The organism is Actinopolyspora sp. BKK2, from assembly GCF_011291845.1.
Taxonomy (GTDB): domain Bacteria; phylum Actinomycetota; class Actinomycetes; order Mycobacteriales; family Pseudonocardiaceae; genus Actinopolyspora; species Actinopolyspora saharensis.
Window position 1 is genome coordinate 38,181 of sequence record NZ_JAANTE010000012.1, and the last position, 12,756, is coordinate 50,936.

A 12,756-nucleotide genomic window follows, 5' to 3' on the forward strand; every position below is an offset into this window, starting at 1 on the left:
GTTAGGCGAGCTCGTCGATGACCGAGGTATCGATCAGGAGTTCTTCCCAATCTGTTTCGGTACGGGGTTGCGCTCGTGCCTAGGTGTTGCGGGTCGGGAGGTTGTTGACGCTGGGGTGAGGCCGGAGTGAAGGGGACGGGTCTTGCGGCGGCAGGATGAGAACCGCCAAGTCACTCGTCCGTCGAACCGCAAGGACCCGTCCCGTGTCACACAGTAACGCCCCGCTGTCTGTCGAGGGCCGTCGTCGTCTCGTCGCTCGGTGCCAGCATCGTCCGATCGCCCACGTTGCCGCCGAGATGGGGATCTCGCGGCAATGCGCCTCGAAGTGGATCAACCGCTATCGCCGGTTCGGTGAACTCGGCCTGATCGACCGGCCATCGACGCCGCACCGGCAACCGAGGGCCACATCCGGCGAGATCGTGGCCGGCATCGAGTCACTGCGGCGGGCCCGCACGTGGTCAGCGAACCGAATCGCCGTTGACCTCCATGCCGAGGGGGTGCGCATTGCTCGCCGCACCGTCACCCGCCACCTACGACGCTTGGGCCTGGGACGTCGCCGGTTTATCGATCCCACCGGCGACTCGAACCGCACGCCCCGACGGATCACCGCCCGCCGTCCCGGACACATGGTCCACCTCGATGTGAAGAAGGTCGGCCGCATCCCCGACGGCGGAGGCTGGCGCGCCCACGGCCGCAGCAGCCACCACGCCAAGACCGTCGAACGCCGCAAGGCCGCCGGTGCTCGCGCCGGGTATGTCCACCTGCACTCGGCGGTCGATGGCTACTCGCGACTGGCCTACACCGAAGCCCTGCCCGATGAGAAGGCCAGCACGGCAATCGCGTTCACCCACCGAGCACGCGCTTTCTTCGTCGCCCACGGCATCACCCACATCCAGCGGATCGTGACCGACAACGGGGCCTGCTACCGCGCCGGCGACTTCGCCACCGTGCTGCACGGGGCCAGGCACCAGCGCATCACCCCGTACACGCCCCGGCACAACGGGAAAGTCGAGCGCTACAACCGGATCCTGGCCGAGGAGTTCCTCTACGCCCGCACTTGGTCCAGCGAGCAGCAGCGTGCCCAGGCTCTACACGTGTGGAACATCCACTACAACTACCATCGGCCACACACTGCCGCCGGAAACCAGCCACCCGCCACCCGGCTCCACACCGGCGTCACCAACCTCCAGGCCTCATACACCTAGATCTCCGCAGAGGCTGCGACACCGCCAGCAGTGCGTCGTCCGTTTCGGCGGGGATCTGCACGTTGAGACCAGCGTGGCGGCTCTTTCCCGGGGTGTTTCGGCGCCGCTTGTCTCCACGGTTCATCAGGAATCGAGAGGGGACATGCAGATGCAGAGCCTGCTCGATCAGCGGAGAAACGCGCGCCAGATGTGCGAGATCGTGGGCTGACTGACTCCGGACAGCTCGACCAGCGTCGCCTGGTCCGGGTTTGAACGCAGCAGGGGAAAGATGACCAGGAAGTAACGGATACACCCCCAGCGCGGGTGGTCGCTCTTTCCGGATCGGACCAGGGGAAACGATGTCGTGCAGGCGAGCAGCGAGCTCCCGTGCCCGGTCCTCGTCAAGGTCTACCGTAGACTGGAAACATAACTGGCCTCTCGGTTCGATCGTATTATTTGATCGGAGCATGGTCCTGCCTGGGTGTTGCTTTATTTGTATCGTTATGTGTTTCGAATGATGTTCACGGCCTGAGGTCAGGGGTAGTATTGTTTAATACTTGATGATGCAGTTCCTGTGTGTGTTGTGAAGGATCGAGTCCGAGCTCTTCGTTTAATGAGTTGCGCAGACGATGATAAACTTCTAACGCGTCCCGACGTCTCCCGCATCTGTCCAGAGTGAGCATGAGGTAGCCATGTAAACATTCGTCGAACGGGTGGGAAGCCACCAGTGATCGTAGTTCACCGAGCAGTTCTCGATGCAGTCCCAGCTGCATCTCAACTTCGATCCTCTGCTGCAATGTATTCATTCGGCGCTCTTGAATTTCAGCCACGTATGCCGATAATTGCGGGCCGAGGTTGACATTGGCCAGCGGGTCGCCCGTCCACAGGTCGAGCGCTTCCCTAAATTTGTTCAACGCTTCTGTGTAGCGCCCTCCTTTTTGGTGCTCACGGCCGTATTGGTTAAGTAAGTTAAAACGAATAAGGTCGATTTGTTCGGATTCAACCCGAAGTGAATATCCGGGTGACCTGCTGACGACAACATTTTCTCCTTCGGAGGAGAGTCCCTCCCGTTCGATTAGCTTGCGCAGCTGATAGATGTATGTCTGTATGGTCGTCAGAGCACTAGCTGGAGGATTCTCTCCCCACAGCTCCTGAACCAGAGAATCCGTGTAGACGACCTGGTTCACGCGCAATACCAGCAGAGCGAGTACTTGGCGCACTTTGGGAGGGCTTGGCGTGCACTCGCGTCTCTCGTCAATTACTTCCAATGGGCCCAGTACGTTGAATTGCGCTTCACGGACAGGTCTTTTGGCGTTTTCAGGGTTGCTGTTTTTGGCTGATGTGGTGCTGTGCATCGTGCCCTTGTAGGTCATTCCGAACCCCAAAATTTGTTAAAAGCGCTCATTTAACCTGCTTTGGTGCTTGTTTCTCCAATGTTGAAGAGGTGATACCCGCCGGAAGGGCAGCAGTAATCTAAATGCGGCAGTATCCGTTCCTCTGCTGTTCCTTCCGGCTTCGGAATGCGCTCGCTAATTAGCTCAGAGCAGATGTGGACTCCTCTCGGGTATCAACATGAACTCTCAGGGGAGGGAGGTCTGCATTGCGCGCTCTTGGTGCTGACAATACGGTTTCCAAACTTGAGTGGCAAGGATAACAAGACTGCGTTTATCCAGAAAGAACCCCCAATGCTGTCTTTCCTGTCGCAGTCTACTGGAAGTCTTCCATATCGCGAGATCCGTTTGGGGCAACAATCATAAGCCGATTAGCGGAGACACCGGTGGGATCATGGGGTGAGCGCAGGGGTGGGGTGGAGCGTGTTGGCGATGGTACCGAGGTCCTCTTGACTGTGTTGGGACGGGTCGGCCCCTTCGGGCAGGAAGTCGCGGAGCAGTCGGTTGGTGTTTTCGTTGCTGCCGCGTAGCCAGGGGCGCCGGGGGCAGAAGTACACGGGGGTTTCGGTGACCGAGGAGAACCGCGCGGTCGGCGGCTTCGGCGGGGCGTTCTGACAGGGGCACCGCGTCCGGTAGGAGGCCCCGTGCCTCGTGCGTGCGGGTGTGGGGTTGGCGTCGCAGCAGGTACCGGGTCAGCTCGTGGCGGAACTCGCCGCGGGATCGCACGTACAGGCTGCGGTAGATTGGTTCGTGGCAGATGCGCATACCCGCATCATGGGGGATTCCCGTGGTAGCTGGTGGCGATCTGTCGGGGTGACCAGCGGTGGTGTTGCAGCCGGTCGGAGATGGAGATGGCCAGCACCGGCCGGGTAGCCAGTTTCGGTGTTTTCGGGCGCCGGGCACGGGGGCCGCGGCCTGTTCGGCCTGCTGCAGCCGGTAGTGCTCGCGGTCGCCATTGCGGCGGACCTCACGAGAGATCGTCGAGGTCGGCCGGTGCATCCCCACGGTGATGGCCCTGTAGCTGCGCCGGGCCTGCAGTCCCGCGTAGCTATCTTGGCGGTCCTGCAGAGTCAACGCTCGCGGATGCCGCCGTACTCGTCGAGCACCCCTTCCGCTGCCGCCTCGTACAGCACCCCGAACTTCCCCTTCGGTGGCGCGATCGGGTGCTGATCCGAGGGTATTCGGGCAGTACACAACTGACTGGAGTTCGTTCTCCAGTTGAGCACGGTGCGGTAGAGGACGTTCGTGACGGACCTGCTGGAAGGTGCCCACCGCAGTGGTGGACTTCCCGACGGGGCAGTTGGAGATCGCTGCCGCGAGGTCAGAGCACCAGCAGGGTCTTACCGACAGTGGCCCGGTTCTCGATGTGCGTGTGGGCTCTCGCTGCGTCATTGAGCGGAAAACGCTGGCCGATTATCGGCCGCAGCTGTCCATCGGCAGCTCGGGACAGAGCACTCAACGTGAGTTCACGAGCCTGGACCGGAGACACCGGCACTCCGCGGTGCACGGTGATTCCGCGCTGGGCGGCCTGCTCGTCATCGACGTCCGGAAACGCTCCCGCCGCGATGCCGAAGCTGTACATGCGTCCTCCAGAGGCGAGCAGATCGAATGCGGTGCGGCCCAGGTCACCACCAATGCCGTCGAAGACGATGTCCACGTCGCCACTCATGTCCCGCACGAGATCCGCCCAACCCGGCGCACTGTAATCGATGGTGAACTCGGCCCCCAACTCACGGGCTTGATCGAGCTTGGTCTCGAAGCCGGCGGCCGCGATGACCGTGGCACCAGCGTCTCGAGCGAGTTGTACCAGCAGTGTGCCGACCCCGCCGCCCGCCGCTTCGATCAGAACGCGTTCTCCCTGACGTGGGGCTGCGGCTCGGCACAATGCCATGGCGGTCCGTCCGTCGGCCAGCAGCGCCACCGCGACGTCGGTCGCCAAGCCATCGGGCACCTCGACGACGCCTGCGGCGTCGACGGCGACCTGTTCGGCGTAACCACCAGACCCGCCGGTGGTGCTGATCACCCGTCTGCCGACGAGTTCCGAAGCGATGTCCTCTCCCACTGACCGAACCACTCCACCGACCCCGTTACCAGGGATGATCGGAAGTATGGCCGTTCCGTCGAGGAAGGGGAGACGCCCGGAGCGTACCTGGGTCTCGACGAACGTGATACTGGCGAAAACCACCTCAATGAGCACCTGGCCTTCGCCCGCGACCGGGGCTGGTACCTCAGCCGGCTCCAGCACCTCGGGCGGGCCGAATTTCTTCATCCGCACAGCACGCATATGTCTACTCTGCAACTTCGAGTGCGCTTGAACTCAAGAATCAGCTAAATTACACACGCCTCTTCCATTCCCAGATCAGTGTTTTTTGGCGGAAGCGTCGGAGACGCCCACTCCAATTCCACGCACGCTCGGGCTCCCGTCGGACCAGGACGATGGTCTCTACCGTCGACGAGCAAGACCTGTCCGGCCGTGCGGGTATTACGCGGTCTCGTCGTAGCCCGGGGCGGACGGGGTGCGCAATGGCCGTGGCCCGGGTAACTCGGGTGCGGAAGGGGAGTGGCGGCCGAGCATGTTGATGTGGTCGTGCACGAACGGGTAGGGGCGGGGATTTCCTCGTCGTGGACTTCTCAGTGGCGGTGGTGGAACCACCGCCGTGCACACTTCAAACTCCGACCCCATGGTCCGCTCCAGCGCAGCCCCGTACCCGGGCCCGGGCCCCCGTGCCAGAGGACGCCGCAACGTGCCCAGTCGCGACGAGCGCTCCCCTCGAGGCTCTCCAGTGGACCGTCCAACATCGCCTGATGCTCGTCATCGATCAACGCCGTGGAGCCGTCACCGGCAGTCCACGACCGCGCTTCACCCCAGGCCCAGCCGTGAGTCAGACCGGCGCACAATTCACTGTGTCCCGACTGTATTCAGTGAACATCGATAGCCCCGGCAAGGGTCGTACCGGCACCTCCGCCGAACACGACACCGCGTCGGTCAGCTCGAACAGCACGTCCCCCTGGGACGGACACGTGTAGAACCCTTGCCGGGAGCCAGTCAGGTCCTCGGACGCCCCGGACATGCCAGTCTCGTGCACATTGACCAACCGATTCCATCGGAGCGTTCGTTTTTTCCGTCGCAACAAGAATGATCAACTGTACCCCCGGCACACGCCCCAAACGTTAAACCCCGAGCTAGCCGAGTTGGTTCGCGAACTGCTCGTCGAACGCGTCCCCTCCACCAGGTCGAACCACGAAACCGACTGACTATTTCCCGACCGTCGACCGAGCCGGTCCTCCAGCTCCGCAGCCTTGGCCACGCCCCGCGTCGTGCGGTGTCCCCGTCCAAACCGGATTTCTCCTGGCACAGGGGTGTAAGTCGTTCGTCTCTCACTGCGGTGAGGAGGACGGCCTCAGCTGTCGCTCCGGAGGCTGTAGCTCACCCCCTGACCTGCCCGACGCTTGCGGTCCCGCACCCTCGGAGATAGCGAGCGCAGCAAGCGCCGCAGCGAGACAAACCAGGCCCGCCGCCCACAGTCCGGTACGCGCGCCCGTGTGCTCTGCCAGCCAGCCGATGAGCAGTGCTCCCAACGGAGTGGTGCCCTGGGATATCAGGGTGTAAAGGGCCATCACGCGGCCCCGGTATGATGGGTCGGTTCCCAATTGAACGCGGTGGTTTGCCGCTTGTGCAAATAGAATCACGGCGAAACCGGTCAAGCCGAGACAGAACAGGGCTATTGGGAAAGTGATCGCAAAGCCGGAGCAGATCTCCAGAACGGCGAAAGCGAGTGCGGCCACCAGTACCGTACGTTCCCGCGGCCTTTTCCGACGGGCCGTGGTGACCAGGGCTGCAAGCAACGATCCGCCCGCCATCGCGGCGGTGAGCAAACCGAAGGAGGCAGGTCCGGTTTCGAATACTGTCTTCGTCAGAAGCGGCAGCGTTACCTGGAAGTTGAAACCGACAAGGGCGACGACGGCAACTAGCGCCAGCGGCAGCAGCAAGTCCCGGCGTGTTCCTATGTAGCGCAGGCCCGCTGTTACCTTGTCATGAGTCGAGCGCGCCGAGCTGCGGTGCAGCTCCGTCGGTCGCATGCAACAGAGAGCGAGAACGGTGGCCAGATAGCTGGCGGCGTTCAGCAAGATGACGGTGGAAACGTCCCACACGCTGATGAGCAGCCCTGCGGCGGCAGGCCCAACCACTCGTGCGGTGTTGAAGTAAGCAGCGCTGAGTGCAGAGGCATTGGGCAACAACTCACTGCCGACCATCTCGCCGACGAACGACATCCTTGCTGGGATCTCCACTGCGTTGACCAAGCCGAACCCTAATGCGCACGCGATGATGTGCCACAGCCGTATGGAGCCTCCGAGGATTGCAGTGGCCAGTGCTGTGGCGAGTAACGCCGAAGCACCATTAGCCGCCAGCAGTAGCGTGCGCTTGTCGTACCGGTCGGCGAGTCGTCCGCCCACCAGGGTTAACAGCAGAACGGGGGCGAACTGGGCGGCGGTGATGAAGCCCAGTGCCTTCGCTGAGTCGTCGCTGAGGCGCAGTACCAGCCAGTCCTGGGCAGTGAACATCATCCAGGTGCCGGTTACCGAGGCGATCTGTCCCATGGCGAACATCCGGAAGTTGTGGATCCGCAGCGAGGCAGTCATCGCGCGCAGCGGAGCTGAGACACTCACGTCGTACCAACTTCCGGCCGGTTCAGGCATTCCTCGAGGAAAGCAAGGACACGCAGGTGGTAGTTGCGAGCTGTCCAGCCGAGGCTGATATTGTGCCCGGAATCCGCGAGGTGCTCTGTCCACACCACGGGCGCTGAGAGTCGGGCCACCATCGCCCCCACAGTCTCTGGGTCACACCGCCACCAGCGCTCGTACTCTGCGAAGACAAACCTCACCGGTACCCGTATGGTGTCGGCTACTTCGGCGTAGACGCGTGGCCAGTCCGGTAGCTCTTCGGCTTCTCTCGTGGGGATTGGCGCTACCAATCGTCCAGCGAGCTGGAAGGTGCGGGGCGGGTAGAGCGAGAGTGGGCCCCAGTGCAGGCTGTGGGCACGATGCGTGCCGGGGTCGGTGAGGCTCGTGGGGTCGACAGCCCAACGGTCACTGATTCCGGAGACGTCCACGCCCAGCAGTTTGTCGCCGCCCCAGCCCGCTGCGGTCACGAGCGCGATCTTGCTGCCGAGCGAGTGACCGACTAGGAAGAAGCCGCCGCCAGTGGGATAATTCCGTGCATAGGTGGTAAGCGCCTCCCGAATGGATTTTCCCTGAGCCGCCATGCCCTGTCCCTCGGTAACCTGCGCCGCAGAACTTCCGTATCCTGGACGATTCAGGGCGAGGGCCGCGTAACCGCATGCGGCTGCGAGAGTGAGCAGGGAGGTAGTGGGCTCAGCTTGACCGTGGAAGTAGCCAGCGTGCATTCCGCTCCCGTGCAGCGCCACCAGTACGGCACGGGGCGGGGACTTTTGCGGCAGGGCAAGTAGTCCGGAGAGGACGAGGTCACCCGCGTTCAGCTCGACAGTGTGCACGGGACCGCCCGTACTGGTGGAGGAGGTTTTCTGGGACGGTAAGAGCTGGGACACGGGGAGACTCCAGATCGGTTGATGCCAGAGGGAATTGGGTGGCCGCGGATCCCGATGTGGGGATGAATCCTGCTCTGATCCGGCGTTCTTCTTTCGAAGGGCGAGCAGAGATCGATAGCACGTTCAGGCACAGTTCCGTCATCTTGAACAGCGGGAAAGCAAGCTCAGGACGTGTTCTTCAAGCCTGCGCGTCGTGTACGTCGGTGGAATGCCGGTGAACTCGAGTCACTGACCCCGACAGACTGTCACAGCTACTAGGCGAGTAAATCCAGTACGGGCGCGAGCAGCGCTGGCGCGATGGCTTAACTGCAGTCGCGAATTCCGCTCTCGGCCCGCTTTAACTAGTTGTCGGCGGTCTGCACTGATGCTCGCCGGTGTGCCAACGAACGGATCAACTCCGCGGACACCGTAGAGACGTCTTCGTTGCTGAGTCCGGGGTGCAACGGCAGGCACAGCGTCCGGCGGGCCAGCCTCTCGGTGTGTGGAAGCGAGCCGGTGAAGCCGTATATCGGTACGAAGTGCAGCGGCTCGTAGCGGAAAGTGGTGTAGATTCCGGCTCGGAAGAGGTCAGCGGCCACGTCATCGCGCAGATCGGCGTCGATCTGTACCCAGTAGAAGTAGTACGATGACTCGTGCCCAGCCAGTGGCGGAGGCGGCAAATCCAGCCCCTCGACACCTTCGAGGTGGTAGTCGTAGAGCTCGGTAAGTTCCCGGCGTCGGGTGATGAACTCGGTGAGTCGGCCCAGTTGCACCGACCCCATCGCAGCGGTCAGATCATTGCCGATGATCCGTCGTCCGGGTTCTGCGACGTCCATCTTCCACCACTGCCCGGCGATCCGCGCCCCGCGCAAGCCGCTAGAGACGGCCAGACCGTGGTAGGCCAGACGTCGCGCCTGTTCAGCCCGCTCACGATCCCGGATGTAGAGCATTCCGCCGTCTCCGGTGGTGAGAACCTTCATGGCGTCGAAACTCCAGAACGCCATGTTCCCGAACGTGCCAACCGCTCGCCCGTCCACTCGAGAGGCCACTGAGCATGCGGCGTCTTCGATCAGCTCAAGGCCACGCTGGGCGCAGAACCGTGTGATCGCGGTGATATCGCCGGGGTGGCCCCCGTAGTGCAGCACGATCACTGCTCGGGTCCGCGGGGTGACTACGGCCGCGACGTCCTCTACGGATGGATTGAGCGTGCGCTCATCGACGTCGCAGAACACCGGAGTGGCGCCGGAAGCCAACACCGAGTTGGCTGCGGCCACAAAATTCACCGAAGGCAGGACGACCTCGTCCTCGAGGCCCAGGCCAAGTAGCTCGACCGCCAGGAACAGGCTCGCCGTGCCGGAAGCGAGGAACAGCACGTGCTCCGGTTCTACCTTGAGATGCCGGGCAAACTCCTCCTCAAAGGCGGTAGTGCGCGGACCGTGCCCGATCCACCTGCTGTCCATCACCTCCGTGATCGCCGTCGACTCGAGCTCTCCGACCTGAGGCTGAAAAAGGTTGATCATTCTGTCGTCCTCTCGTAGTCCGTACGAACGCTAGAGCGTGCCGACACCGGCTCAATCCTCAGTGGGCAGCTGCTGGAGGCGCTGTCCGGCCAGTGAGCGATCGAACTACGAGCTGTTAGTCCTCCATACCCGCTCGAGCTTGTCACCACCGTTGCCGAAGACAGTTCAGAAGCAAGCAGTGATCCATTTCGCGAGAAGGGTCGGATGCGATGAAAGGGATAATCCTGGCGGGGGGCAGTGGGAGCCGACTGCACCCGATCACTCTGAGTACCTCGAAACAACTGCTCCCGATCTACGACAAGCCGATGATTTACTATCCACTCTCGGTTCTCATGTTGGCCGGGATCCGGGACATCCTCATCATTTCCCTGCCTGCGGACGTGCCCCGTTTCCAGGGACTGCTTGGAGACGGTTCGCAGCTGGGGATACGGCTGAGCTACGCTGAGCAGTCGGTGCCACGCGGCTTGGCTGACGCGTTCCTAGTGGGTGCTGAGCACATAGGGGACGACGACGTTGCCTTGGTGCTCGGCGATAACGTCTTCCACGGTTCGGCATTCTCCGAGATGGTGCGCATGGCTGCGGCCAACGTGTCCGGCGCCACGCTGTTCGGTTACCGGGTGCACGACCCACAGCGCTACGGTGTTGCTGAGGTCGGGCCTGGCGGGCGGATTCTCTCGCTGGAGGAGAAGCCGCTGCTGCCTCGCTCGGACTGCGCGGTGACCGGGCTGTACTTCTACGACAACGACGTGGTGTCGATCGCCGCCGGCCTGAGGCCCTCGGAGCGCGGCGAGCTGGAGATCACAGACGTGAACAGGGTCTACGTCGAGCGTGGTACTGCCTCGATGATCGAGCTTGACCGCGGGTTCGCCTGGCTGGATACCGGCACCCCGCGTTCGCTGATGGAAGCCGGGAAATACATCGAGATCGTGCAGGAACGTCAGGGACTGCGAATCGCCTGCATCGAAGAGGTCGCGCTGCTCATGGGTTTCATCAGTGCTGAGCAATGTTACCGGTTGGGAGCTGAATTGAGCAATTCAACCTACGGCGAATACGTGCTGGAGGTCGCGAGCAAGGACGGAGCGTTCCGGTCGGGAATGATCGAGGGGGCAGTTTGATGCGGGTCGTGGTTACCGGAGGGGCAGGATTCATTGGGTCTAACTTCGTGCGGAGGTTGCTTGCTGGAGCGTACTCGGCCTTTGACGGTGCCGAGGTCATCGTCCTGGACAATCTCACTTATGCCGGTGATCTGCGCAACCTGGATCCGGTGGCGGAGCACCCACGACTTAGGGTGGTGGTGGGCGACATCTCGGACAGTGCTGTGGTCGCCGATGTGATGCGCGGCACGGACATGCTCTTTCACTTTGCTGCTGAGTCGCACGTGGACCGTTCTATCAACTCGTCGGCGGAGTTTGTGCGCGCGAACGTGCTTGGTACCGGTGTGTTGCTGGACGCTGCGCTGGACGCATGCGTCAGTCGAGTCGTGCATGTGTCCACCGACGAGGTGTATGGCAGCATCGAGCATGGGCACTGGCCGGAAACCCACCCGTTGCGACCGAACTCGCCCTATGCGGCTTCCAAGGCCTCTTCTGACCTGTTGGCCCAGGCCTACTACCGTACGCACGAGCTTCCTGTGTGCATCACTCGTTGCTCGAACAACTACGGGCCCTATCAGTTCCCTGAGAAGGTCATCCCGCTGTTCTTGACCAATCTCCTGCGTGGCAAGCCGGTGCCTCTCTATGGCGACGGCCGCAATATACGAGACTGGTTACACGTCGATGATCACTGTCATGGCCTCGCGATGGTGGCTGAGAAGGGCCGTCCGGGCGAGGTCTATAACATTGGAGGCGGGACGGAGTTGAGCAACCTGGAGCTGACCGAACGACTGCTGGACGCGGTTGGTGCGGACTGGTCGGCGGTGGTCCGGGTGCCCGATCGCAAGGGCCACGACCTACGTTACTCGGTGGACACGACCAAGATCCGAGAGGAACTGGGCTACGTACCTCGAGTCGGGTTTGAGCAGGGACTGGCCGACACCGTCCGCTGGTACCGCGACAACTGGTCTTGGTGGGCCAGTCGGACTTCGCCCCGGAATTGATCGTCATCCGAGCTCGTCTGGGACTGTGTGGAGCGAACCTCTCGGACCGCTTCCGCGCGTGAGTTAAGCCATGCAGGGCAACGGTCCACCGTGATACTCCATCATTTCTCGGAAGACCGCTAGCACATCGAGCTCGGATCCTTCCGAATCACCGCGCAACTCGGCGTAGGCTCGGTGCAGGTTGCCGACCAGGCGCTCCGGATCCAGCAACTCGGAGAACTCGCCCAAGTCAATCTCGGCGGCCAGCTCAAGCGGGGGAGTGCCCCGTTCGTAACCGTCCGCAGCGATTCGCTGTATCCAACACAGGTAGGACTCGGTGTTGTCGAACAGCTCCGGTCCGCCGACTGGGCCATGCCCGGCGACAACTGTACGCGCGCCGAGCTCACGCAGTCGGCGCACCGCGCGCAGCGATCCCGAGATCGACCCCATCAGACAGAACGGGGTTGCCCCGCTCATCACGATGTCTCCGGTGAACAGTACTAAGTGTTCCGGGATCCAGACCACGGTGTCGGTCAGGGTGTGTGCGGGTCCCGGGTGATACAGCTCCATCCGCTGCTCGTTGACGTGCAGCGTCAATCTGTCTTGATAGGTGATGGTGGGCAGAACCAGTTCGATGTTGCCCCACTCGACGTCCGGCCAGAGCCCGCTCATGCCCAAGCCTGCGGCTGCGCCCTCAGTGCGAGCCCTCTCATGGGCGACTACGGCCGCCTCCGGGCGGAACACGAAGTTGCCGAACATGTGGTCACCGTGGAAGTGGGTGTTGACCACGGTCCGAGCCGGTGCGCCAGTGGCTGTTGCCAAGGTGGTACGCAAGCTGCGGGCACGGGCCTCGGTTGCCGCGGTGTCGATCACCACGACCTCGCCGGAGTCGGCCACCGCCCCGGCGTTGTTCAGACACCAGCCGCCGTCGGGTTGGACATAAGCGAAAACGCCCGGGGCGACCTCGATCAGTTCGGCGTCGGGTGGGGTCTGCTCGGACACGAGTACTCCTCGGCGTACTGGGCCCTGCCGGTCTGCTTG

Annotated in this window: 9 protein-coding genes and 1 pseudogene; 3 read left to right on the forward strand and 7 right to left on the reverse strand. The window is 62.5% G+C overall.

The genetic code is table 11. The annotated features are described in order from the left end of the window. The first annotated feature begins 203 nt into the window (after positions 1-203). On the forward strand, positions 204-1,205 hold the full coding sequence (locus G9Q41_RS19980; protein ID WP_165633791.1) for an IS481 family transposase: 1,002 nt from the start codon (positions 204-206) through the stop codon (positions 1,203-1,205). Positions 1,206-1,705: 500 nt separating this feature from the next. Here G9Q41_RS19980 and G9Q41_RS19985 read toward each other — a convergent pair whose 3' ends face one another. The 6 genes and pseudogenes from G9Q41_RS19985 to G9Q41_RS20010 all read right to left on the reverse strand — a co-directional run bounded on the left by G9Q41_RS19985 (position 1,706) and on the right by G9Q41_RS20010 (position 9,641). Next, complete coding sequence (locus G9Q41_RS19985) at positions 1,706-2,557, reverse strand: AfsR/SARP family transcriptional regulator (protein WP_207631579.1); 852 nt, start codon at positions 2,555-2,557, stop codon at positions 1,706-1,708. Between the two features lie 434 nt (positions 2,558-2,991). Beyond that, positions 2,992-3,132 (reverse strand): annotated as a pseudogene (locus tag G9Q41_RS22125) (IS30 family transposase); the annotation flags it as partial. A gap of 764 nt (positions 3,133-3,896) precedes the next feature. Beyond that, a complete protein-coding gene (locus G9Q41_RS19995) occupies positions 3,897-4,859 on the reverse strand; it encodes a zinc-binding dehydrogenase (protein WP_165633793.1) in 963 nt (320 codons plus the stop codon). A 1,094-nt stretch (positions 4,860-5,953) separates the two neighbouring features. After that, positions 5,954-7,216: an MFS transporter gene (locus G9Q41_RS20000; protein WP_165633794.1), complete on the reverse strand. Its 1,263-nt coding sequence runs from the start codon at positions 7,214-7,216 to the stop codon at positions 5,954-5,956. Between the two features lie 23 nt (positions 7,217-7,239). Further along, positions 7,240-8,142, reverse strand: coding sequence for an alpha/beta hydrolase (locus tag G9Q41_RS20005; protein WP_165633795.1), 903 nt, complete (start codon positions 8,140-8,142; stop codon positions 7,240-7,242). A 341-nt stretch (positions 8,143-8,483) separates the two neighbouring features. Further along, a complete protein-coding gene (locus tag G9Q41_RS20010) occupies positions 8,484-9,641 on the reverse strand; it encodes a DegT/DnrJ/EryC1/StrS family aminotransferase (protein ID WP_165633796.1) in 1,158 nt (385 codons plus the stop codon). A gap of 209 nt (positions 9,642-9,850) precedes the next feature. Between G9Q41_RS20010 and rfbA the strand changes: the two genes are divergently transcribed. After that, positions 9,851-10,756 carry a glucose-1-phosphate thymidylyltransferase RfbA gene (gene rfbA, locus G9Q41_RS20015; RefSeq protein WP_165633797.1) on the forward strand — a complete coding sequence of 302 codons (906 nt, stop codon included), beginning with the start codon at positions 9,851-9,853 and terminating at the stop codon, positions 10,754-10,756. After that, positions 10,756-11,736: a dTDP-glucose 4,6-dehydratase gene (gene rfbB, locus G9Q41_RS20020; RefSeq protein WP_165633798.1), complete on the forward strand. Its 981-nt coding sequence runs from the start codon at positions 10,756-10,758 to the stop codon at positions 11,734-11,736. The genes rfbA and rfbB overlap by 1 nt, the downstream gene beginning before the upstream one ends. A gap of 63 nt (positions 11,737-11,799) precedes the next feature. Here the strand turns inward: rfbB and G9Q41_RS20025 are convergent, their stop codons facing one another. Next, positions 11,800-12,717 carry an MBL fold metallo-hydrolase gene (locus tag G9Q41_RS20025; protein ID WP_165633799.1) on the reverse strand — a complete coding sequence of 306 codons (918 nt, stop codon included), beginning with the start codon at positions 12,715-12,717 and terminating at the stop codon, positions 11,800-11,802. Positions 12,718-12,756: the final 39 nt, after the last annotated feature.